Genomic DNA, 21,380 nt, shown 5'->3' with positions numbered 1-21,380 from the left:
CACCCTCTCCCCATCAGGCGGAGACGATCAGGCGGACATGACGCTTGCGGCCGGCCGACAGCACGGCCGGCGCGGTCAGCGTCGCCGCCTCGTCGGTCACCGGCCGGCCGTCCAGCCGGGCGCCGCCCTCGCGGATCAGGCGGCGCGCCGCCCCCTTGGAGGCCGACAGGCCGGCGGCCACCAGCGCATCGACCAGCGGCACGCCGGCTGTCCCCTCCGCAAGCCGCAATGTAACCTCCGGCAGTCCGTCGCCGCTGGGGGCGAAGGGGCTGCCGGCCGCCGCCGCCGCCCGTTCCGCCTCCACGGCGCCATGGCAGAGGCGGGTCGCCTCCGTCGCCAGGACGATCTTCGCCTCGTTGATCTCCGCACCCCCCAGCCGCTCCAGCCGGGCGATCTCGTCGAGCGGCAGTTCGGTGAACAGGCGCAGGAAGCGGCCGACATCGGCGTCCTCGGTGTTGCGCCAGAACTGCCAGAAGTCGAAGGGGCTGCGCGCGTCGGCGTTCAGCCACACCGCACCGCCGGCGGTCTTGCCCATCTTGGTGCCCGACGCCGTGGTCAGCAGCGGCGTGGTCAGGCCGAACAGCTCGCGCCGCTCGACCCGGCGGGCCAGCTCGATGCCGTTGACGATGTTGCCCCACTGGTCCGACCCGCCCATCTGCAACAGGCAGCCGTGGCGGCGCGACAGCTCCAGGAAATCATAGGCCTGGAGGATCATGTAGTTGAATTCAAGGAAGGTCAGCGGCTGCTCGCGCTCCATCCGCTGGCGCACCGACTCGAAGCTCAGCATGCGGTTGATGGTGAAATGGCGGCCGACGTCGCGCAGGAAGGGCATGTAGTCCAGCCCGTCCAGCCAGTCGGCATTGTCCACCATGACGGCATCGGCCGGGCCATCCCCGAAGGTCAGGTATTGGCCGAAGACGCTGCGCAGGCCGGCGGCGTTCGCGGCGATCTGCGCCTCGTCCAGCATCGGGCGGCTGGTGTCGCGGAAGCTGGGATCGCCGATCCGGGTGGTGCCGCCGCCGATCAAGACGATGGGGCGGTTGCCGGTGCGCTGAAGCCAGCGCAGCGCCATGATCGACAGCAGATGCCCGACATGCAGGCTGGCCGCCGTGGCGTCGTAGCCGACATAGGCGGTCAGCGCCCCGCCCGGTGCCGCGGCGGCGAGACCCGACAGGTCGCCAGCCGGATCGCTGCAGTGATGGAGGAAGCCGCGCTCGCGCAGGATGCGCAGGAAGTCGGCTGCATTTGAATGAGTAGGCATGAAAGACGTCTCTACGGTTGGCCGGGCCGTCCGGAGACTGTCTCTCGTATGGGGGAGAGAACCATGGCCGCCGGACTTGCGACGGCATGGTTTCGGGTATGACCGATCGACGCCGCGCTATGGAAGCGGCGGATAATACATCGGGGCAGTGAGGGCGATGCGGTCGGTCATGGCGCACTCCCTACACCGGTGTGAGGGAAAGATCCAGCCTTGGACGGTCACTTCCGCCCAAGCATCTGGCGGCGGGCGATGGCCCGGTGCAGCTGCATGCGCTGCGACACCGTGCGCAGGCGGGTGCTGCGGGCGCCGGGGGCGAACAGCCCATCCAAATTCTGGCCGAACATTTCCCAGCTGCGCAGCGGGCCGGTGTCGATGTGCAGGAAGTGGGAGCGCGGATACCAGCCCACCCCGCCGCGCTTCAGGTCGAGCGCGCTGCGGTGCGCGTCGGGCAGGCGCGACGGCAGGGTGACGTCCAGCGCGCGGCCCAGCAGGTGCTGGCTGTGCTCCGCCACGCCCAGGCTGCGGGCGGCGAGCATGGCGTTGGTTTCCGGCGTGCGGAAGGCCGACAGGATGGTCGCCTTGGACTGGCCGACCGCCTCCAGGATATCGGCCAGGAAATCGAGCGTGCCGACGTCGACCGGCCCCTCCTTGTTGGCACGGTGGTCGCGCAGGAACTTGCCGAGGTCGGCCATCGCGTCGGGCAGCGGGCCGTCGGCGTCGCGGTAGGGACCGTCGAAGGTCTCCCCGGTGTGCTGGTTCGTCAGGGTGAGGCGGCGCGGGGCGGCCGGGGCGGCCATCGCGCGGTCGGACATCAGCACCAGGGCTCCGCACCCGATCAGCAGGCTGCGGCGCTTCAGGGAGAGGGGCGAGGAGGACATGCGGTCGGTCGATCTTTCGGCGGGGCATCGTCAGGTCAACAAAATGGCGACCGATTCGCAAATGCAAAGTGGCGGCGCATGGCGCGGCTGCATGGCAAGCAGGGGATGAGGAGCGGGCTACAGCAGGCGCTGCGCCTTGAAGCTGGTGTGCCGGCCGCCCTTGCCGATCACCAGATGGTCGTGCACGACCAGCCCCACGGCGTTGGCGGCGCGGACGATCTCCTTGGTCATCTCGATGTCGGCGCGGCTGGGGGTGGGGTCGCCGGAGGGGTGGTTGTGGACGAGGATCACGGCGGCGGCCGACAGTTCCAGCGCGCGCTTCACCACCTCGCGCGGGTAGACCGGGGTGTGGTCGATGGTGCCGCGCTGCTGCACCTCGTCGGCGATCAGCTTGTTCTTGCGGTCGAGGAACAGCAGGCGGAACTGCTCCGTCGGCTCATGCGCCATGGCGGCGGCGCAATAGTCGATCAGCGCCTGCCACGAGGCCAGCACCGGCCGGTCGATCACCCGCTGCTGCAAGGCGCGCAGTGCCGCCGCCCCGACGATGCGCACGGTGGCGACGGCGTTGTCGGTGCCGAGCGACACACGTTCGGCCTTCAGGCCGCGCAGCCGTTCCGGCGGGGCGTTGACCACCCCCCACAGGTCGCCGAAGGTGCGAATCAGCAGCTTGGCCAACGGCTTCACGTCGCGCCGCGGGCTGATGGTGAACAGCACCATCTCCAGCAGTTCGTAATCCTCCAGCGCGTCCGGGCCGCGGTCGAGGAAGCGGCGGCGCAGCCGTTCGCGATGGTCGAGGTAATGGGGATCCTCGGCGGCCTCATCGTCGGCATCGCCAGCGGGTTCGGGGGCGGAGTCGGGAGCGGTGTCGTTGGGGGCGGCGGTGTCGCCGGCCCGGTCCGCCATGGTAACGCCAGGACCGGTGCTTGAGGGCAACAGGTCGGAGAAGGGCAGGAGGCCGGCGCTTTGGCCGGCATCGTCCATTTCCGCTCCGCCTGCCGCACGTCCGGTCTTCCGGCCGCGTCCTGTCGTCTTGCGTTCTGCCATCGCCCATCGCCATGCATATGTATGGCGATGACTATAGCGTCTGGATGCGCGAGCGCACAGGGGCGGCGCTCGCATGGGTGGAGAAAGAAGATTGCGGGATCAGTCGGCGAGGCCGGGCTGGCTGCGTCCATGGCGGCCCGGCAGCATGCGGGCCAGCACGCCGTCGCGGCGGATGAAATGGTGCCACAGCGCCGCCGCCGCATGCAGGGCGGCAAGGGCGAGGATCAGGTTGGCGCCAAGCTCGTGGATTTCCTTTACCGAGCGGCCAAGCGTGCGGTCGGTCTCGACGGGGGAGGGGATGGTGAACAGGCCGAAGAAGGTCAGCGTGTCGCCGCGCAGCCAGGTCAGCACCACGCCCACCAGCGGGATCGCCAGCATCAGGGCGTAGAGGCCGAAATGGACGAGGTGCGAGGCGCCGCGTTCGGCCGGCGTCATCTCCGGCGGCAGGGCGGGGGTGCCGCGGGTCAGGCGCAGCACGATCCGCGCCAGCACCAGCCCGAGCAGGCCCAGGCCGAAGGAGATGTGCAGCCACCAGATCGTCGCCCGCATCGGGTGCCCGCGCTCGTAGAAATCCTCGCCGAAGGTCAGCAGATAGAGGCCGACGATCAGCAGGGCGATCAGCCAGTGCAGGGTCTTCTGGGTGGTGCTGTAGGTGGTGGGCATCTGGAACGCGCCTCCGGTCAGGCGGTGATGTTGAGCGTGCGGCCGCGGTTGGGGTCCGCCGGCAGGCTGGGGGTGGTGCTGCGCTGCTCGGCGGCCTGGGCGGCGGGGCTCTCGCGGCTGTCGTTGTCGCGGTCGCCGTCGCTGTCGATCCCGGCCGTGGCCGTCGCCGTTGCGGACGGGCGGCTCTGGAGCGGTGACGGCATCGTCGGCAGGGCGGTCGGGGAGGTGGCGGACAGCATGGGCGGTCATCCTGGCAGGGGCGAAGAGTCCCCACCGGTCTAGACTGCCCAGCTTACAGGGCGCTTACGGGGCGGGTTGCGGCAGGCCGGTGGCAGCCGGAATCGGCCGCACTGCGTCGCTTCGCCGCGGCATGGGCGGGAAGCGCAGGGTGAAGGTGGCGCCGCCGCCGGGGGTGTCCTCGACCGCGATGCTGCCGCCATGCGCCTTCATGGTGCGGGCGACGATGGACAGGCCCAGCCCGGCCCCGCCGGTTCCGCTCCCATCCGTTCCGGCGCCACGGCGGCTGTCGCGCCCGCCCTGCCAGAAGCGTTCGAACACGCGGGTGCGCTGGTCCGGCGGGATGCCGGGGCCGCGGTCGATCACCCGCAGCAGCGGCCCGCCGTCGGCGGACTGCGCCAGCTCCAGGCTGACCGTGCTGCCGGCCGGGGCATGGCAGACGGCGTTCTCCACCAGATTGCGCAGGGCGCGGAACAGCGGGTCATGGGCGCCGCGCACCGGCAGCGGCCGGTCGTCGCCGATCACCTCGATCAGGCGGCCCTTGCCGAGCGCCAGCGGGGCCAGATGGGCGGCGGCCTCCACCGCAAGCCGGGACAGGTCGAGCGACTCGTCGGGAGCGATGCGCAGCGCGTCCAGCCGCGCCAGATCGAGCAGCTGGTCGACCAGCCGGGCCATGCCGGCGACATCCGCGCGAATCGGGGCGCCCGCGGTGCCGATCAGCGCCAGATGGGTGTCCAGCACCGCCAGCGGCGTGCGCAGCTCGTGCGCGGCGTCGGCGATGAAGCCGCGCTGCGCCTCGTAACCGGCCTCCAGCCGGTCGAGCGCCTGATTGACCGCGCGGACCAGCGGCAGCACCTCGCGCGGCATGCCCTGTTCCGGCAGCCGTTCCGACACGCTGTCGGGTCCGATCTCCGCGGCGCGGGCCGAGGCGCGGCGCAGCGGGCGCAGGCCGCGGTGGATGATGACCAGATTGACCAGGATCAGCACCAGGGCGAAGGGCAGCCAGATCCAGCCGAAATGCTCGATGAACTCCTCCAGCAGCCATTCGATGTGCAGTTCCTCCTCGCCGGAGGCCACCTGGATCCAATAGGGCCGCCCGCCGATCTCGATGCGGTGGCTGAGGCCGTAGAGCGGCGGCTCGCCGTTCTGCGCCGGCACGCGGAAGACGCTGCGCGGCCGTTCGGTCGCCGTCGGGTCGAGCGGACCGCCGACTCCGCCGGAGCCGAGCAGCAGCCGGCCCTCGCCATCGACCAGGGCGAAGGAGGCGGCATTCACCCGCAGCATCGCCTGGACCGGCTCGGACAGGGCGGTGTTCACCGTGTCGTTCGGGCCGCGCACCGCCTTCTCGATCACGCGGACGACGCCGGACAGGGTGCGCTGGCGCATCCGGTCGTGGGTGCCCTTGAACTCGACATAGAGCAGCAGCGCCGTGGTGGCGACCGCCAGCAGCGTGACCAGCACCAGCCAGCGCGCGATGGACGCCAGCAGCGACGGCGGGCGCCCCTTGTCCGTGCCGCCGCTCATTGCCCGCCCTCCGCGCCGGCCTCCGCCCCCTTCTCCGCCCCCTTCTCCGCTGGCACTTCGGTCAGGATATAGCCGATGCCGCGCAGGGTCTGGACGCCGGCGGTGGCGCCCGCGGCAAGCAGCCGCTTGCGCAGCCGGTGGATCAGCACCTCGACCGCGTTCGACCCGACCTCCTCGCCGAAGCCGTAGAGGCCGTTCTCCAGCGCCGCCTTCGACACCACCCGGCCGGCGCGGCGCAGCAGCAGTTCCAGCGCGTCCAGCTCGCGCCGGCTGAGGTCCAGCGGCCTGCCGGCGACGCTGGCCAGCCGGGCCGCCGAATCGAAGGCGAGGTTCCCCTGTTGCAGCACCATGCCCAGCGCCGCCCCCGGCCGGCGCAGCAGGGCGCGGATGCGGGCGACCAGCTCCTCCAGCGCGAAGGGCTTCACCAGATAGTCGTCGGCCCCCAGGTTCAGTCCCCTGACCCGGTCATCGACCCCGTCGCGGGCGGTCAGGATCAGCACCGGGGTGGCGTCGGCGCGGGCGCGCAGGGCCGACAGCAGTGTCAGCCCGTCGGCATCGGGCAGCCCGAGATCGAGCAGCACGGCATCGAAGCCGGCGACGGCCAGGGCGGCCGACGCATCCTCCGCGCTGTGGACGAGGTCGACGGCGAAGCCGGCCTTGCCCAGCCCTTCGGCGGTCAGGGCGGCCAGCCGGCGGTTGTCTTCGATCAGCAGCAGCCGCAAGGGAGGGTTTCCGGGACCGGTGGGCGGGTGGCCGCGACTCTCCGCCTTTTGCCGCGCGGCTGCAAGCCGGGCAGCGTTCGGGAAAATCTCCCTCTCCCCGGGGGGAGAGGGGATTCAGTCCTGCATCGCCAGGAACGCTGATCTTCAGACGATGGCGGTGTCCGGGATGGTGCCGGTCAGCACGGCGCGGACGTTGTCGGCGATCATGTGGCCGGTGCGGACGCGCGCCTCGTCGGTGGTGGCGCCGATGTGCGGGGTCAGGATCAGGTTCGGCACGCCCTGGAACGGGTTGTCCGCCGGCAGCGGCTCCGTCGCATAGACGTCCAGCAGGGCGCCGCCGAGATGGCCGCTCGTCAGCGCCGCCGCCAACGCCGATTCGTCGACGATGCCGCCGCGGGCGACGTTGACCAGGATGGTGCCGGGCTTCAGCCGGGCGATCACCTCGGCGCTGACCAGATTGTGGGTGTCGGGCGTGTAGGGCAGGTGGAGCGACAGCGCGTCGGCACTGTCCCAGATGCGGTCGAACGACACCTTCTCCACGCCCATGCGGGCCCAGACCGGATCGTCGGCCGGTACATGCGGGTCGGCGGCGATCACCGTCATGTCCAGCCCCTGGGCGCGGCGGGCGACGTGGCGGCCGATGCGGCCGAAACCGACGATGCCGAGCGTCTTGCCCGACACCTCGCGCCCGATCAGCCGGCCTCGCGGCCATTTGCCGGCGGCCACGTCCGGCGTCGCGAAATAGGTGGTGCCGCGCACCAGCATCATCAGGCCGGCAATCGCCAGCTCCGCGACCGACACCTCGTTGGCGCCGGTGGCCGGCAGGACGGCGATGCCGCGCTGTTGGCAGGCCGGCACGTCGATGTTGTCCAGCCCGACGCCCAGCCGGCCCACCGCCTTCAGGTTGGGGAAGGCGTCGAAGAAGGCGCCGCGGATCTCCGTCTCGTTGCGGATGCAGATGGCCCGCGCGTCGCGGCCCATCGCATACAGCTCGTCCAGGCGCTTGTAGAGGGTCTCGTCGTAATGGACGTCGAAGTCGCGGCGCAGATCGTCCACGGCGCTGGGCTGCATGAATTCGGAAATGATGATGTCGGGCATGGCGGGGGACTTCGCTGGAGGGGGCGGTCGGCGGGCAGCGATCCGGGTGGTCCGGATCAGAGCGCGATGTTGGCGGCGTCGAGATAGGGCTTCAGGTTCAGAAGCTCGATGGTCGTCTCGCCGGCCTCCAGCTTGTGGCGGTAGGCCTCTTCCGCGGCCTCGCGGGCGGCGGCCTTCGCAAGCGTGTCGGCGGCCAGACCCTGCGGCACCACCACCACGCCGTCGTCGTCGGCGACCACGATGTCGCCCGGCGAGACCATCACGCCGCCGACCACGACCGTCGTGTTGACGTCGCCCTTGGCGTCGGTCTTGTTGGTGCCCTTCATGTTGGTGCCGCGGCAGAAGACCGGGAAGCCCATGTCGCGGATGGCGGTGGCGTCGCGCACGCAGCCGTCGATCACCAGCCCGCCCAGTCCGCGCGCGATGGCCGACGCGGTCAGGATGTCGCCCCAGGGGCCGGCATCGGTCATGCCCTTGAAATCCACCACCAGCACGTCGCCCGGCTTGGCCAGCGCCACCGCGATGTGGATCATCAGGTTGTCGGTCGGCCCGCAGGACACGGTCAGCGCCGGACCGCAAAGCCGCATGCCGGGGAACAGCGGCTTGATCGGGTAGCCCATGGCGCCCTTCTTGCCCATCGCCTCGTGCAGGGTGGCGGGAGACTGGGCACGCAGCGCCTCCAGCGTGGCGGCGTCGGGGCGGGCGAAATCCTTGTGAACGGTCATGCCGGGAACAGCCTTTCGCGAATGAACGGCATCCGGTGCGACGTGCGCCGGATGATCCTTATGACGGGTGAATCACGACAGATGAACAAGTATTAGAATATTTGGAGGTAACTGAAAACATCGAAACGGAGGTTGATTGCTGGAAAATCGCCTCTACGATGGAGCCTGCCGCAAGAAGGCGCCGTAATGGCGTCTGCCGGTCGATAAAAAGCAATTGAAAGATGCCGCATCCGCAGGCATGGCGGCTCCGGGTACAACGCTGGATCGTGGTCCCGGCCATGGCGCGGATGCGAACCGAAGGAGGCGATGTATGGATATGAAGGCGCATTCCACCGTTCAGGATGGATCGACAGGCCCCGCCGCCCCTGCGGCCGGGATCGGCCGGTTCGGCGCCTTGTCGCGACGGATCCTGTTGGGAGGATTGGTGCGACTGTCGGCGGCCATCGCGCTGGCGGCGCCGGGCACGGCCCTGGCCGCCTATCCGGAGAAGCCGATCAGCCTGATCGTCGGCTATGCCGCCGGCGGCGGGTCCGATTTCATCGTCCGTTCGCTCGCCCCCTTCATCGAGAAGGAACTGGGCGGCAGCGCCCGGGTGATCGTGATGAACCGTCCGGGTGCCGGCGGCGAGATCGGCTTCGCCGCCATCGCCGACGCCACCCCCGACGGCTACACCATCGGCCTCATCAACTCGCCCAACGTCGTGACCATCCCCATCGAGCGGCATGCGCGCTTCTCGCTCGACCGGCTCGACCCGCTCTACAATCTGGTCGACGATCCCGGCTCCTTCGTCGTCCACAAGGACAGCCCGTTCCAGACGCTGGCCGACGTCGCCGCCTTCGCCAAGGCCAACCCCAACAATGTGACGGTCGGCACCACCGGCATCGGTTCCGACGACCATCTGGCGATGCTGATGTTCCAGCGGCTGACCCAGACCCAGCTGACCCATGTGCCCTTCCCGGGCAGCGCCGACGCCCACCGCGCCCTGCTGGGCCGGCACATCCAGGTCACCTCGATGAACATCGGCGAATCGGCGCGGGCCCGCGAAGGCGACCCGATCCGCATCCTGGGCGTGATGACGGAAAAGCGGTCGGAGCAGGCCGCCGACGTGCCGACCTTCAAGGAACTCGGCTTCGACGTGAAGATGTCGTCGCTGCGCGGCCTCGCCGCCCCGATGGGTCTCCCGCCGGAGGTGCGGACCAGGCTGGTCGACGCCATCGCCAAGGCGGTCCAGCATCCGGAGTTCCAGGACATCGCCCGCAAGGCCTACCAGCCGCTGCGCCTGCTGCCCTCCGACCAGTATGCGGCGGAGCTGAAGACCCAGGAGGCGACCTTCCGCACCATCTGGAAGGAGACGCCCTGGCTGAAATGAGGGGCTGACCAGAGGGATGGGTGGACGGAAAAAGGGCGCCGGTGCAAGCCGGCGCCCTTTCCTTATCGTCCGATCCCTGCGGCGGGTCTTACTTCAGCCACGGGTTGGTGGCCCACAGCTCGCGCAGTTCCTTGGTCGACTCGGCCAGCTCGGCGGCGTACTGGTCCGGCGCCAGCAGGCGGATCGGCTGGTACAGCTCCTTCGCCTTGGCCTGGAAGCCCGGATCGTTGGCGGCCTTGCCCAGCGCGTCGACCAGCTTGGTCCGCACCTCCGGCGGCAGACCCTTCGGCGCCGCGATGCCGCGCAGCGACGACATCAGGGCGTTGAAGCCCTGCTCCTTGAAGGTGCCGACGCCGGGGGCCTGCTCCACCTTCTTCTCGGCCATCACGCCCAGGACGGTGATCGGGTCCTTCTGCTTGTACTGCATCGCCTCGCCGATGTTCACGGCGCTCAGCATGATCTTCTTGTTGGCCAGCGCCGCCTCGTTGGCGGCGGAGCCCTGGAAGGGCACATGGGTGAAGGTCACGCCGGCCTGGCGCTGGAACACCAGCATCGCCAGATGGTCGTCGGAGCCGATGCCGGTGGTGCCGACCGTCACGCTGTTCGGGTTGGCCTTGGCGAAGGTGACGACGTCGGTCAGCGTCTTGAACTGACCTTCGTTGTTGACCGCGAAGGAGCTGGGGTCGTCGACCAGATTGTAGAGCGGGTCGAGGCGGTCCAGCGAATAGCGGGCCTGGCGCTCGATCGGGATGGCGTTGACGTTCGGCGAGTTGATGGCGCCGATGGTGTAGCCGTCGGGGGCGGCGTCGGCGATGCCGGCAAAGCCGATCTCGCCGCCGGCGCCGGGCTTGTTCACCACCTCGACCCGGCTGCCCTCACCCAGCTGCTTTTCCAGGAAGGGTGCCAGGGCGCGAATCAGCAGGTCGGTGCCGCCGCCGGCGCCGAAGGCCACGATCATCGTGACCGGCTTCTCCGGATAGGCCGCCTCGGCGTTCGTGGCCGACATGAACAGCGCGCCGGCCGCGGCTGCCAGAGAGAGAGCTTTCCAGAACTTCATGATCCCCCCATCGATGATGCGCTGCGCAGGCGGCCGCATGCGGCGTGCCATGCGCGGAACGGGACGGTGTCCGGGCCGATCCGGCACGAATCGACAACCTTTCCGGTGGGATCGGCTGTAATCGTGCGCGATGGCGGTCCGGATGCCGCTGAATATCTGAGGATGTTCCTACATCAGCAAGAACATCCCTTCAACTCCGCAGCATACGATTTCGGATCGTCGCGTCAATACACCGCAGAATATTGAGAAGGATTGATGAAGCTATCAGGATGTCATAAGTAAATACTGTGTATCGGCTCGATTGCGTGGCGGTTCTTGTTGGGATTTTTTAGGGAGGGGAAAGTCGAGAATCGTGGGCGGACAGTCATCTCCGGCCCGGCGCCCCTCGGCACCGTCTAACGCGAAGTTGTATATCTTCCATACAATTTACCGGAACTCCCCGCGGATTTCTCTTTATTGGAGAGATAGTCCCCGCATTATGTCCCGGAAATATTCTCTGCCCATCCGCCTTCCCGCATCTGTCGTTCCGGCGGGGCGGATGGGGTGGGAAATGCCGGGCGGCAGGGAGGTGTTTTTCGGAGCGTTCCCGAGCGTTGACAGTCGGTGGGCACCGCACTATGGTGCGCGCCTTCAATCGAGCCGCCGAGCGTTCAGGAACAGCATCATGAAAATCGTCAACTCCCTGAAGTCGATGAAGACGCGCCATAAGGCCTGCCGCGTGATCCGCCGCAAGGGCCGCGTCTACGTCATCAACAAGCAGAACCCCCGTTTCAAGGCCCGCCAGGGCTGATCGATCCGCAAGGGTCGATCGACTGCGAGGCCGGGCATCGCGCCCAGCCTCCCGTCATCGGGTGTTTACGCAAGAGCCGCGCCTTCGGGTGCGGCTCTTGCGTTTTGTGGCCTGTGCTTTCCGCAGGACGGTTCCGGCCGGACGGGTCGGGAGCGGCATCGTCTTGTCTTAAGGTTGCGGCGGATGGTACGTGTGGCGGACGAGTTCGCCGCAACGGGATAAGGACCGCCCGCCATGAAGATGCCGGTGCCGGACAGCGGGGTGATCGCCCGCCGCCGGGAGATCGTGGAGGCGTTGCGCGCCATCGTTCCCGGCGAAGGCGTGATCGTCGACGAGAACGAACTGCGCGCCTACGAGTGCGACGGGCTGACCGCCTACCGCCAGCTGCCGATGGTCGCCGTGCTGCCCAGCACGGTGGAGCAGGTGTCGCAGGTCCTCAAAGCCTGCAAGGCGATGGGGGTGAAGGTGGTGCCGCGCGGCGCCGGCACCTCGCTGTCGGGCGGCGCCCTGCCGCTGGCCGACGGCGTGCTGCTCGGCATGGGCAAGTTCAAGCGCATCCTCGACATCGACTATGCGAATCGGTGCGTCACCGTGCAGCCGGGGGTGACCAACCTCGGCATTTCCAACGCGGTCGCGCATGAGGGTTTCTATTACGCCCCCGATCCGTCCAGCCAGATCGCCTGCACCATCGGCGGCAACATCGCCGAGAATTCCGGCGGCGTGCACTGCCTGAAATACGGGCTGACCACCAACAACGTGCTGGGGCTGGAGATGGTGCTGATCGACGGCACCATCCTGCGGCTGGGCGGCAAGCATCTGGACGCCGGCGGCTACGACCTGATGGGCATCGTCACCGGGTCGGAGGGGCTGCTCGGCGTGGTGACCGAGGTCACCGTGCGCATCCTGAAGAAGCCGGCGACCGCCCGCGCGGTGCTGCTCGGCTTTCCCAGCAGCGAACAGGGCGGCGACTGCGTGGCGGCGATCATCGCCGCCGGCATCATTCCCGGCGGCATGGAGATGATGGACCGCCCGGCCATCCATGCGGCGGAGGCCTTCGTCCATGCCGGCTACCCGCTGGACGTCGAGGCGCTGCTGATCGTCGAGCTGGACGGCCCGGCGGCGGAGGTCGACCATCTGATCGACCGGGTCGAGGCCATCGCGCGCGACAAGGGCGCCTGCTACGCCCGCGTGTCGAAGAGCGAGGAGGAGCGGCTGGCCTTCTGGGCCGGGCGCAAGGCCGCCTTCCCGGCGGTGGGGCGGATCAGTCCCGATTACTACTGCATGGACGGCACCATCCCGCGCAAGGCGCTGCCGCTGGTGCTGCAACGGATGCAGGAGATGTCGGACCGCTGCGGCCTGCGCGTCGCCAACGTCTTCCATGCCGGCGACGGCAACCTGCACCCGCTGATCCTCTACGATGCCAACAAGCCGGGCGAGCTGGAGGCGGCGGAAGCTTTCGGCAACGACATCCTGCGCCTGTGCGTCGAGGTCGGCGGCGTGCTGACCGGCGAGCATGGCGTCGGCGTCGAGAAGCGCGACCTGATGACCGACCAGTTCGACGAGGCCGATTTGCAGCAGCAGCAGCGGCTGAAATGCGCTTTCGACCCCGACGGCCTGCTGAACCCCGGCAAGGTCTTCCCGACTCTGCACCGTTGCGCCGAACTCGGCCGGCTGCACGTCCACCAGGGGGAGCTGCGCTTCCCCGAGATCCCGCGCTTCTGAGGGGCCGCCGCTCGCCATGACCTCCGCCATGACCATCACCACCTTGAAGCCGGAAACCACAGCACAGGTTACCGACGCGGTGCGCTGGGCGCTGTCGGCCGGTGAGCCGCTGGAGATTCTCGGCAGCGGCAGCCGCCGCGGGCTGGGGCGCCCGGTGCAGGCCGGCCACGCGCTCGACCTGTCCGGCCTGTCCGGCGTCATCGCCTATGAGCCGGAGGAGCTGGTGCTGACGGCACTGGCCGGCACGCCGATGGCGACGATCCGCGCCATGCTTGCGGACCGCGGGCAGCATCTGGCCTTCGAGCCGCCGGAGGGAGGGACGCTCGGCGGGCTGGTCGCCAGCGGTCTGGCCGGGCCGCGCCGCATCTCCGCCGGCTCCGCCCGCGATCACACGCTGGGGATCGCCGGGGTCAGCGGCCGGGGCGAGGCCTACAAGGGCGGCGGCAAGGTGGTGAAGAACGTCACCGGCTACGACATGCCGAAGCTGATGGCGGGGTCGTTCGGTACGCTGACCGCGCTGACCGAGATCACGGTGAAGGTGCTGCCGGCGCCGGAGGACACCGCGACCCTGCTGCTGTCCGGACTGGACGATGCGGCGGCGGTGGCGATGCTCGACCGCGCGCTGCGCAGCCCCTACGAGGTGTCGGGCGCCGCCCATCTGCCGGCGGGGATCGCCGCGCGGTCGGGCGTGTCCGCGGTGTCGGGGGCGGGCGGGGCGGCGACGCTGGTGCGGCTGGAGGGGTTCGGCCCGTCGGTCGCCGCGCGCGTCACCATGCTGCGCGAGGAGCTGCGGGCCGACGCCGTGCTCGGTAGCGACCTGTCGCTGGCGGTCTGGCGCGAGGTGCGGGACGGGGCGGGGCTGGGAGCAGGGTTGTCGGGAGCGGGGACCGAGGCCCACCTCTGGAAACTCTCGGTTCCCCCGTCGGCCGGTCCATCCACCGTCGAGGCCATCCGCCGGACACGCGACGTCGAGGTCTTCTACGACTGGGGCGGCGGGCTGGTCTGGCTGGCGGCACCGCCCGACTCGGGTGCTGCGATCCGCGGCGCGCTCTCCGCCGGCGGCCATGCCACGCTGGTGCGGGCGCCCGAGTCGGTGCGCGCGGCGACGGACGTGTTCCAGCCCTTGCCCGAAGCGCTGATGGCGCTCAGCCGCCGGGTCAAGGAGAGCTTCGACCCCAAGGGCATCCTCAACCCCGGCCGCATGTATGCGGGTCTGTAACGGGAAGACCGATCTCGATGCAAACCAACTTCTCGCTGGCCCAGCTGGCCGACGCCGCGATCCGCGACTCGGAGCAGATCCTGCGCAAATGCGTGCATTGCGGCTTCTGCACCGCGACCTGCCCGACCTACACCATCCTGGGTGACGAGCTGGACAGCCCGCGCGGCCGCATCTACCAGATCAAGGACATGCTGGAGAAGGGCGGCCCGCCGCCCGAAACCACGGTCAAGCACATCGACCGCTGCCTGTCCTGCCTGTCCTGCATGACGACCTGCCCGTCTGGCGTCCATTACATGCATCTGGTCGATCACGCCCGCGCCCATATCGAGGCCACCCACAGCCGTCCGCCGGCCGACCGGGCGGTGCGCGACCTGATCGCGCGGGTGCTTCCCAACCCGCGGCTGTTCCGCATGGCCCTGCTCGGGGCATCCATCGGCCGACCCTTCCGCGTCCTGCTGCCCAGGCGGCTGTCCGCCATGCTGGCGCTGACCCCGTCCAGCGTCCCGGCGCCGAGCTACAGCGACCGGCCCGGCGTGCATCGGGCGGAGGGACCGCGCAGGAAGCGGGTCGCCCTGCTGATCGGCTGCGCCCAGCAGGTGCTGGCGCCGCAGATCAACGAGGCGACCATCCGCCTGCTGACCCGCCACGGGGTCGAGGTGGTGGTGTCGAAGGGGGCCGACTGCTGCGGCGCCTTGACGCACCACATGGGCAAGGAGGCTCTCGCCCACGCCGCCGCGAAGAAGACCATCGACGCCTGGACGACAGAGATGGAGGGGGGCGGGCTCGACGCCATCGTCATCAATGCGTCGGGCTGCGGCACCAGCGTGAAGGATTACGGCCACATGTTCCGCGAGGATGCCGCCTATGCCGCCAAGGCGGCGCGGGTGGCCGGTCTCGCCAAGGACGTCACCGAGCTGATGGACGAGATCGGGCTGGCCCGGCCGGTGGTGGAGACGGGGCAGGCCATCGCCTACCACTCCGCCTGTTCCATGCAGCACGGCCAGCGCATCAAGGAGCCGCCGCGCGCCCTGCTGCGCGCCGCGGGATTCCTGGTGAAGGAGATTCCCGACGCGCATCTCTGCTGCGGGTCGGCCGGCACCTACAACATGTTGCAGCCGGAATTGGCGGGGGAACTGCGGGACCGCAAGGTCGCGGCCATCGAAAGCACCCAGGCCCAGGCGGTGGCGGCGGGCAATCTCGGCTGCATCACCCAGATTGCCGGCGGGACGGGACTGCCGGTGGTCCATACGGTGGAACTGCTGGACTGGGCGACGGGCGGCCCGATGCCGGAGGCGCTGGCCGGACGCCCGGCCTTCCGGCAGGGCGGGGTGCACGCGGCCTGAGCCTCGGGGCCGGGAGAAGAGGGGCCCGCAGGTCAGCCTGGGCGGAACCGGGGGGTTTCGGACCCCCACAATTCTGTGTTTATCTGCGTCCATCTGTGTCAGAAAATCCGCCCGCCTCACCGCTTATCGTTCCAGCCCCGCCCCGTTCAGGTCATTGCCTTGTCCTCGCCACCCACGGAAAACATCGGCATGAGCGCCGCCTACGGAATCACCCACCGCCTGTCGGCCTGGGGCGTTCACATCTTCACGGCCAGCGGTGCCGTGCTGGGGCTGCTCGGCCTGCTGGCGGCGGCGGCAGGCGATGCCAAGCTGTGCCTGATGTGGCTGGGCATCGCCCTGGTCGTCGACGGGGTCGACGGCACGCTGGCCCGGCGCGTCTCGGTCAAGCAGGTGCTGCCGGGCATCGACGGCTCGGCGCTGGATCTGGTGATCGACTACCTGACCTATGTCGTGGTGCCTGCGGTGTTCATGCACCGATTCGGCCTGCTGCCGGAAGGGCTGGTCAGCATCGCGCTGGCCGCCTGGGTCCTGCTGACGGCCCTCTACTGCTTCGCCAATGTCGGGATGAAGAGCGGCGACAATTATTTCGTCGGTTTTCCGGCGATCTGGAACGTCGTGGCCCTCTATCTTTGGCTGCTCGACCTCAATCCCTGGTTCAACGCCGCTGTGGTGGTGGCGCTGGGGCTGCTGACCTTCACCACGGTCAAGTTCCTGCATCCTTTCCGCGTCAAGGCGCTGATGGCGCTGAACATCGCGGTGACCACGGTCTGGCTGCTCTGCTGCATCGCGCTGGTGGTGCTGGAGCCGGCGCGGCCGGGCTGGCTGTTCGGCCTGTGGCTGGCGACCTCGGTCTATTACGCCGCGGTCTGCGCCTGGCGGACGCTGCGCGGTCCCTGATCGCTGAGCGGAGGGCATAGGGAACTCCTTGGGGGAACCGCCGCGGCGGATGGACGTTGCTCATGCGCAAGTCCGTCCGCTCCAGCGAAGGGGTCCCGTTTTGGCCGAAGGCTCCACCAAGGTCGTGCTCGCTGCGCTCGGCGGCAACCTGATGATCGCGCTGACCAAGTTCGTCGCCGCCGCGATGACCGGCAGCGCCGCCATGTTCAGCGAGGCGATCCATTCCGTCGTCGACAGCGGCAACCAGCTTCTGCTGCTCTACGGCATCCGCCGCGCCCGCCGCCCGCCGACGCCCCAGCATCCCTTCGGCCATGGGCGCGAGGTCTATTTCTGGTCCTTCGTCGTCGCGGTCCTGCTGTTCGGCATCGGCGCCGGCCTGTCCATCTATGACGGCTGGCACGCGCTGTCCCATCCGGAGCCGGTGAAAAGCCCCTGGGTGAATTTCGCCGTGCTGGGCTTCGCCGTGCTGTTCGAAGGCTTTTCCTGGGTCGTCGCGCTGCGCGAGTTCCGCCGCGGCCAGAGCGGCGTCGGCATCCTGTCCGCCGTCCACCGCTCGAAGAACCCGTCGGTCTTCGTCGTGCTGCTGGAGGACACCGCGGCGCTGATCGGCCTGCTGCTGGCCGGCATCGGCCTGACGCTGGGCGAGGTGACCGGCAACCCGATCTTCGACGCCTATGCCTCCATCGCCATCGGCGTGGTGCTGGCGGTCGTCGCGGCGCTGCTGGCCTACGAGTCGAAGGGGCTGCTGATCGGCGAGTCGGCCGACCGCCGCGTCGTCGAGGGCATCCGCCGCATCGTCGGCGAGGAGGCGCGGGTGAAGCGGCCGCTCGACGTACTGACCATGCATATGGGCCCCGACGACGTGCTGCTGAACCTGTCGGTGGAGTTCCAGGATAGCCTCAACGCCCGCGAGGTCGAAGACGCCGTCTGTTCGCTGGAAAGCCGCATCCGCAGCCAGTACCCGATCATCCGCCGCATCTTCGTCGAGGCCGAGTCGCTGCGCGTCCGCCGCGGTCGTGACGCCGACGGAGCCGCCCCGCCCCAGGGACTCCCGGCCGAGTGATGGCGCAATCCGCGGGGCACCCGGTCCGGATCGGCACCGCGGGCTGGAGCATCCCGAAGCTCTCGGCCCCCGCCTTTCCCATGGAGGGCACCCATCTGGAGCGCACCGCCCGCGTCATGCCGATGACCGAGGTGAACAGCAGCTTCTACCGCCCGCACAAGCCGGAGACCTGGGCGCGCTGGGCGGCCTCGACCCCGCTCGGGTTCCGCTTCGCGGTGAAGCTGCCCAAGGCGATCAGCCACGAGGCCCGGCTGGCCGGCGTGGAGGCGGCGCTCGACCGCTTCCTGGCCGAGGCGGGCATGCTGGGTGACCGTTTCGGTCCGCTGCTGGTGCAGCTGCCGCCCAGCCTGCGCTTCGACCGGGCGGTGGCGGAGGAGTTCTTCACGCTGCTGCGCGCCCGATTCGACGGCGATGTGGTGTGCGAGCCGCGCCACGCCAGCTGGTTCACGCAAGCGGCCGAGGCGCTGCTGGCCGCCCACCGCGTCGCCCGCGTCGCCGCCGACCCCGCCCCGGCGGCGGGAGCGGGCGAGCCGGGAGGCTGGGATGGCCTGCGCTACTGGCGGCTGCACGGATCGCCGGTTATGTACCGCTCGGCCTACGAACCGGCGGTGCTCGATGCGCTGGCCGAAAGGCTGGCGGCGGAGGCGGCGCTGCGGCCGGTCTGGTGCGTCTTCGACAACACCGCCGACTTCCATGCCGTCGACGACGCGCTGGCGACGATGGCGCGGCTGCAAGCGCTCCAGTCCTGAAACGGCGGCCGCCCGTCGGCGGCTATCTCCATTGGGGGAGCCTCCAGCACGACCGAGACAGTGCATTGTTGCAAAGCTATCCTGCGTTGAAACGTCCCCATAGTCGGGGCAACGGCGTGCAGGCGGTGCGGTCATGGAGTTCGTCGTCCTACTGCTGATTTTCGGCTTCATCACCCACCGGCTCGACCGGCGGCTGAAGGTGCAGGCGGCGGAGATCGCCCTTCTGCGCGGCCGGCTGGACAAGGCGCTGGCCGGGGCCTTGCCCGCCGCCGCCGTGCAGGCCGGACCTGCCGAAGCGCCCGTCGGGACTTCCGCCGAAACGCTGGAACCGGAGATCGAGACGCTCCCCGAAGCCGGAGAGATCGGCGAACCGGTCTTCGCCTCGCAAACGGCCCCGGAAACGGCCCCGGAAACGGAAGAGCCGGCGGCGCCCCCAAGCCCCGCTCCGCGACCCGCGGCCCCGCCGCATCGGACGGGGTGGCGCGAGCTGGAGGACTCGCTGGCCTCGCGCTGGCTGATCTGGCTCGGTGGCGGCACCATGGCTCTGGCGGCGGCCTTCTTCATCAAGCTGTCGGTCGATCACGGCTGGCTCGGGCCGTCGGTCCGCGTCGCGCTGGGGCTGATCGCCGGGCTGGGGCTGATGGTGGGGGGCGAGTGGCTGCGCCGCCGGCCGATGCAGCGCGCCGTCGCCGCCTTGCAGCCGGATTACGTGCCGCCGGCCCTGACCGCCGCCGGCCTGTTCACCGCCTTCATCAGCGTCTATGGCGGCTTCGCCCTGTTCGGCCTGTTCGCCCCGTTGGTCGCCTTCACGCTGCTGGCCGGCCTGTCGCTGGCCGCCATCGGCCTGTCGTTGCTGCAAGGGCCGCTCATTGCTGCGCTTGGACTGCTGGCCGGCTATGTCTCGCCCCTTCTGGTGTCCACCGGCAATCCGGACGCCTGGAGCCTGTTCGCCTATCTGCTGGCGCTGAACGGCGCCGGGATGGGGGTGGTGCTGTATCGCGGCTGGCGCTGGCTCGGCTGGGGCGCGCTGGCCGGTGCCGCGCTGTGGCCGCTGTTGTGGATGATCGACCCCTGGCGCAGCGGCGACGCGCTGCCGACCGGCCTCTATCTGCTGCTGACCACGGCGCTGTTCCTGGTGCCGGCGGTGCGCGGCGTGCTGGACCGGACGCTGCCGGAGCCGGTTGCCGCCACCGGCTGGCGCACGGCTCTGCCCGACTGGGCCCGGCGCAAGCAGCGCCACCCCGCCGACCGGCTGGCGATGACGGCGACGGTGGTGTTCGGTGTGCTGGTCGCCGCCGTCACCTGGATCGACTCGCACGGCTCGGTGTCGCTGATCGTCCTCGGGCTGTTCGCCCTGCTGGCGATGGTCGGCGGGCGGCGGACGGAGCGGATCGCCGGCGTCGCCTGGATCGCGGCGCTGGGCGTGCTGCTGTCGCTGGCGCCCTGGAGCCTGCCTTATGTCCCGGCCAGCCCGCCGCCGCTGAATGCCGATGGCCAGCCGCTGATCGTCGTCGATCCGGCCGGCTATCCGGCGGCGGTCGCGCATTTCCTGTGGGTGGCGGGCGGATTCGCCGCCCTGTTCGGGATCGGCGGCTTCATCGCCCTGTGGGACGCGCGGCGGGCGGCGCTGTGGGCCTCGATCTCGGCGCTGGTGCCACTCGCCCTGCTGACGCTGGCCTATGCGCTGGTGGAACCGCCGGAGACCGCCATCGGCTGGCCAGCGGCGGCGCTGGGGCTGGCGGCACTGCTGGTCGGCGCCACCACGCCGCTGGGGCGTCACCGCCACCGGCCCGGCGCCTCGCTGGGGCTGGCCGCCTTCGCCGCCGGGGCAACCGGCGCCATCGCGCTCGGCGCCACCATGGTCCTGCAGGAGGCGTGGCTGACGGTGGCGCTGGCGATGCAGGTGCCGGTGCTGGCATGGCTGGAGCGGCAGCTGAGCCTGCGCGAACTGCGCGGCGTCGCCCTGCTGGTGGCTGTCGCGGTGCTGGTCCGGCTGGCGATCAACCCCTCGGTGCTGGATTACGAGGGCTATGGCTGGATCGCCTACGGCTATGGCCTGCCGGCGCTGGGCTTCCTCGTGGCAGCGCGCTGGATGCGGACCGCTCCCGGCGGGAAGGGCGACGATCTGGTGGTGATGGTGCTGGAGGCCGGCGGCCTGATCTTCACCACGCTGATGCTGTCGCTGGGCATTCATCGCTGGATGGCCGGCAGCCTGCAGGAGGCGCCGTCCAGTCTGGCGGAGGTGGCGCTGCACACCCTGTCCTGGCTCGGCCTTGCCCTGCTGCTGGCGGCCGACCGGCGGTGGAGCGCGCGGCCCGTCGCGGTGTGGGGCCGGCGCCTGCTGGTGCTGCTGGCCGCCGCGACCGCCCTGGTCCTGCATCTGGTGGTGTTGAACCCGCTGTGGAACGACGAGTGGGTGGGGACCTTGCCGGTGGTCAACCGGCTGCTGCTGGCCTACGGCGCGCCGGCCCTGCTGGGGCTGGTCTATCTGTGGTACGACCCGCCGCCGTCGGCGCCCTTGCGCAGTGCCGCCCCGGTGCTGCCGCTGCTGCTGATCGCCACCAACCTGGCGCTGGAGATCCGCCGCTCCTTCCAGGGGCCGGTCCTGTCCGGCTACGAGGTGTCGGACGCCGAATGGTACAGCTATTCGGCCGGCTTCCTGCTGTTCGCGGTGGCGATGCTGGTGGTGGGCATCCGTTTCGGCTGGGGCTGGATGCGCCATGCCGGGCTTGTGCTGGTGCTGGCGGTGGTCGCCAAGGTGTTCCTCAGCGACATGTCGGACCTGGAGGGGATGTACCGCGTCGCCTCCTTCCTCGGCCTCGGCCTCAGTCTGGTCGGCACCGGCTGGCTCTACCAGCGGCTGCTGCGGCCGCCGCCGGCAGGCACGCCGCCGGAGCCGTCGGCGCCATTGGGGCCGCCGACGGCAGATGATCTGCCCACGGACAGTCTGTTGGACCAACGGACGCATTGACAGGCCGGGCGGGGGACGCTCCCATACGGTGAAGGATGGGCCGGAGCG

At 69.9% G+C, this 21,380-nt stretch carries 19 protein-coding genes; 9 read left to right on the top strand and 10 right to left on the bottom strand.

All coding sequences use genetic code 11. The annotated features are described in order from the left end of the window. Positions 1-13: 13 nt before the first annotated feature. The 9 genes from tyrS to CRT60_RS32825 form a co-directional block, all read right to left on the bottom strand. Positions 14-1,261 (bottom strand): tyrosine--tRNA ligase, encoded by a 1,248-nt coding sequence (gene tyrS / locus CRT60_RS32865; RefSeq protein WP_098740569.1) that lies wholly within the window; start codon positions 1,259-1,261, stop codon positions 14-16. A 218-nt stretch (positions 1,262-1,479) separates the two neighbouring features. Further along, the gene (locus CRT60_RS32860; RefSeq protein WP_098740568.1) at positions 1,480-2,139 is read right to left on the bottom strand and encodes a YcbK family protein; all 660 of its coding nucleotides are present in this window, start codon (positions 2,137-2,139) and stop codon (positions 1,480-1,482) included. A gap of 117 nt (positions 2,140-2,256) precedes the next feature. Then, a complete protein-coding gene (gene radC / locus CRT60_RS32855) occupies positions 2,257-3,183 on the bottom strand; it encodes a RadC family protein (protein WP_098740567.1) in 927 nt (308 codons plus the stop codon). A gap of 99 nt (positions 3,184-3,282) precedes the next feature. Further along, positions 3,283-3,846, bottom strand: coding sequence for a cytochrome b (locus tag CRT60_RS32850; protein WP_098740566.1), 564 nt, complete (start codon positions 3,844-3,846; stop codon positions 3,283-3,285). Positions 3,847-3,863: 17 nt separating this feature from the next. Next, entirely contained in the window at positions 3,864-4,085 is a 222-nt protein-coding gene (locus CRT60_RS32845) for a hypothetical protein (protein ID WP_098740565.1), read from the bottom strand. A 64-nt stretch (positions 4,086-4,149) separates the two neighbouring features. Beyond that, complete coding sequence (locus CRT60_RS32840; protein ID WP_098740564.1) at positions 4,150-5,607, bottom strand: sensor histidine kinase; 1,458 nt, start codon at positions 5,605-5,607, stop codon at positions 4,150-4,152. Next, positions 5,604-6,329 carry a response regulator transcription factor gene (locus CRT60_RS32835; RefSeq protein WP_098740563.1) on the bottom strand — a complete coding sequence of 242 codons (726 nt, stop codon included), beginning with the start codon at positions 6,327-6,329 and terminating at the stop codon, positions 5,604-5,606. Before CRT60_RS32835 ends, CRT60_RS32840 begins: the two co-directional genes overlap by 4 nt. 144 nt (positions 6,330-6,473) lie before the next feature. Further along, positions 6,474-7,427: a hydroxyacid dehydrogenase gene (locus CRT60_RS32830; protein ID WP_098740562.1), complete on the bottom strand. Its 954-nt coding sequence runs from the start codon at positions 7,425-7,427 to the stop codon at positions 6,474-6,476. A 56-nt stretch (positions 7,428-7,483) separates the two neighbouring features. Beyond that, entirely contained in the window at positions 7,484-8,152 is a 669-nt protein-coding gene (locus tag CRT60_RS32825) for a 4-carboxy-4-hydroxy-2-oxoadipate aldolase/oxaloacetate decarboxylase (protein ID WP_098740561.1), read from the bottom strand. Between the two features lie 310 nt (positions 8,153-8,462). Here CRT60_RS32825 and CRT60_RS32820 point away from each other — a divergent pair, with 310 nt between their 5' ends. After that, a complete protein-coding gene (locus tag CRT60_RS32820; RefSeq protein WP_098740560.1) occupies positions 8,463-9,521 on the top strand; it encodes a tripartite tricarboxylate transporter substrate binding protein in 1,059 nt (352 codons plus the stop codon). A gap of 88 nt (positions 9,522-9,609) precedes the next feature. Here the strand turns inward: CRT60_RS32820 and CRT60_RS32815 are convergent, their stop codons facing one another. Continuing rightward, complete coding sequence (locus tag CRT60_RS32815; protein WP_098741154.1) at positions 9,610-10,578, bottom strand: tripartite tricarboxylate transporter substrate binding protein; 969 nt, start codon at positions 10,576-10,578, stop codon at positions 9,610-9,612. 664 nt (positions 10,579-11,242) lie between these two features. On the opposite strand from CRT60_RS32815, the gene ykgO reads away from it, so the two are divergent. From ykgO to CRT60_RS32775, 8 genes are all read left to right on the top strand, one after another. Next, a complete protein-coding gene (ykgO, locus tag CRT60_RS32810) occupies positions 11,243-11,368 on the top strand; it encodes a type B 50S ribosomal protein L36 (RefSeq protein WP_012973122.1) in 126 nt (41 codons plus the stop codon). 234 nt (positions 11,369-11,602) lie between these two features. Next, a complete protein-coding gene (locus CRT60_RS32805; RefSeq protein WP_098740559.1) occupies positions 11,603-13,090 on the top strand; it encodes an FAD-linked oxidase C-terminal domain-containing protein in 1,488 nt (495 codons plus the stop codon). Between the two features lie 28 nt (positions 13,091-13,118). Continuing rightward, the gene (gene glcE, locus CRT60_RS32800; protein ID WP_098741153.1) at positions 13,119-14,309 is read left to right on the top strand and encodes a glycolate oxidase subunit GlcE; all 1,191 of its coding nucleotides are present in this window, start codon (positions 13,119-13,121) and stop codon (positions 14,307-14,309) included. Between the two features lie 17 nt (positions 14,310-14,326). Beyond that, positions 14,327-15,652 carry a glycolate oxidase subunit GlcF gene (glcF, locus tag CRT60_RS32795; RefSeq protein WP_098740558.1) on the top strand — a complete coding sequence of 442 codons (1,326 nt, stop codon included), beginning with the start codon at positions 14,327-14,329 and terminating at the stop codon, positions 15,650-15,652. A 189-nt stretch (positions 15,653-15,841) separates the two neighbouring features. Beyond that, a complete protein-coding gene (gene pcsA, locus CRT60_RS32790) occupies positions 15,842-16,549 on the top strand; it encodes a phosphatidylcholine synthase (protein ID WP_098740557.1) in 708 nt (235 codons plus the stop codon). 100 nt (positions 16,550-16,649) lie between these two features. After that, positions 16,650-17,612 carry a cation diffusion facilitator family transporter gene (locus CRT60_RS32785; protein ID WP_098740556.1) on the top strand — a complete coding sequence of 321 codons (963 nt, stop codon included), beginning with the start codon at positions 16,650-16,652 and terminating at the stop codon, positions 17,610-17,612. Further along, the gene (locus tag CRT60_RS32780; protein WP_098740555.1) at positions 17,612-18,361 is read left to right on the top strand and encodes a DUF72 domain-containing protein; all 750 of its coding nucleotides are present in this window, start codon (positions 17,612-17,614) and stop codon (positions 18,359-18,361) included. Before CRT60_RS32785 ends, CRT60_RS32780 begins: the two co-directional genes overlap by 1 nt. A 133-nt stretch (positions 18,362-18,494) precedes the next feature. Then, entirely contained in the window at positions 18,495-21,332 is a 2,838-nt protein-coding gene (locus CRT60_RS32775; RefSeq protein ID WP_098740554.1) for a DUF2339 domain-containing protein, read from the top strand. The last annotated feature ends 48 nt before the right edge of the window (positions 21,333-21,380 follow it).

The sequence above is a fragment of the Azospirillum palustre genome (assembly GCF_002573965.1).
GTDB lineage: Bacteria > Pseudomonadota > Alphaproteobacteria > Azospirillales > Azospirillaceae > Azospirillum > Azospirillum palustre.
This window is presented reverse-complemented; position numbering and strand designations above follow the sequence as displayed.

Coding starts and splice junctions, on each gene's coding strand:
- CRT60_RS32780 (WP_098740555.1), top strand. CDS start 17,612: ATGGCGCAATCCGCGGGGCACCCGGTCCGGATCGGCACCGCGGGCTGG.
- glcF (WP_098740558.1), top strand. CDS start 14,327: ATGCAAACCAACTTCTCGCTGGCCCAGCTGGCCGACGCCGCGATCCGC.
- ykgO (WP_012973122.1), top strand. CDS start 11,243: ATGAAAATCGTCAACTCCCTGAAGTCGATGAAGACGCGCCATAAGGCC.
- radC (WP_098740567.1), bottom strand. CDS start 3,183: ATGGCAGAACGCAAGACGACAGGACGCGGCCGGAAGACCGGACGTGCG.
- CRT60_RS32820 (WP_098740560.1), top strand. CDS start 8,463: ATGGATATGAAGGCGCATTCCACCGTTCAGGATGGATCGACAGGCCCC.
- CRT60_RS32850 (WP_098740566.1), bottom strand. CDS start 3,846: ATGCCCACCACCTACAGCACCACCCAGAAGACCCTGCACTGGCTGATC.
- CRT60_RS32825 (WP_098740561.1), bottom strand. CDS start 8,152: ATGACCGTTCACAAGGATTTCGCCCGCCCCGACGCCGCCACGCTGGAG.
- pcsA (WP_098740557.1), top strand. CDS start 15,842: ATGAGCGCCGCCTACGGAATCACCCACCGCCTGTCGGCCTGGGGCGTT.
- CRT60_RS32815 (WP_098741154.1), bottom strand. CDS start 10,578: ATGAAGTTCTGGAAAGCTCTCTCTCTGGCAGCCGCGGCCGGCGCGCTG.
- CRT60_RS32845 (WP_098740565.1), bottom strand. CDS start 4,085: ATGCTGTCCGCCACCTCCCCGACCGCCCTGCCGACGATGCCGTCACCG.
- CRT60_RS32840 (WP_098740564.1), bottom strand. CDS start 5,607: ATGAGCGGCGGCACGGACAAGGGGCGCCCGCCGTCGCTGCTGGCGTCC.
- tyrS (WP_098740569.1), bottom strand. CDS start 1,261: ATGCCTACTCATTCAAATGCAGCCGACTTCCTGCGCATCCTGCGCGAG.
- CRT60_RS32805 (WP_098740559.1), top strand. CDS start 11,603: ATGAAGATGCCGGTGCCGGACAGCGGGGTGATCGCCCGCCGCCGGGAG.
- glcE (WP_098741153.1), top strand. CDS start 13,119: ATGACCATCACCACCTTGAAGCCGGAAACCACAGCACAGGTTACCGAC.
- CRT60_RS32775 (WP_098740554.1), top strand. CDS start 18,495: ATGGAGTTCGTCGTCCTACTGCTGATTTTCGGCTTCATCACCCACCGG.
- CRT60_RS32830 (WP_098740562.1), bottom strand. CDS start 7,427: ATGCCCGACATCATCATTTCCGAATTCATGCAGCCCAGCGCCGTGGAC.
- CRT60_RS32860 (WP_098740568.1), bottom strand. CDS start 2,139: ATGTCCTCCTCGCCCCTCTCCCTGAAGCGCCGCAGCCTGCTGATCGGG.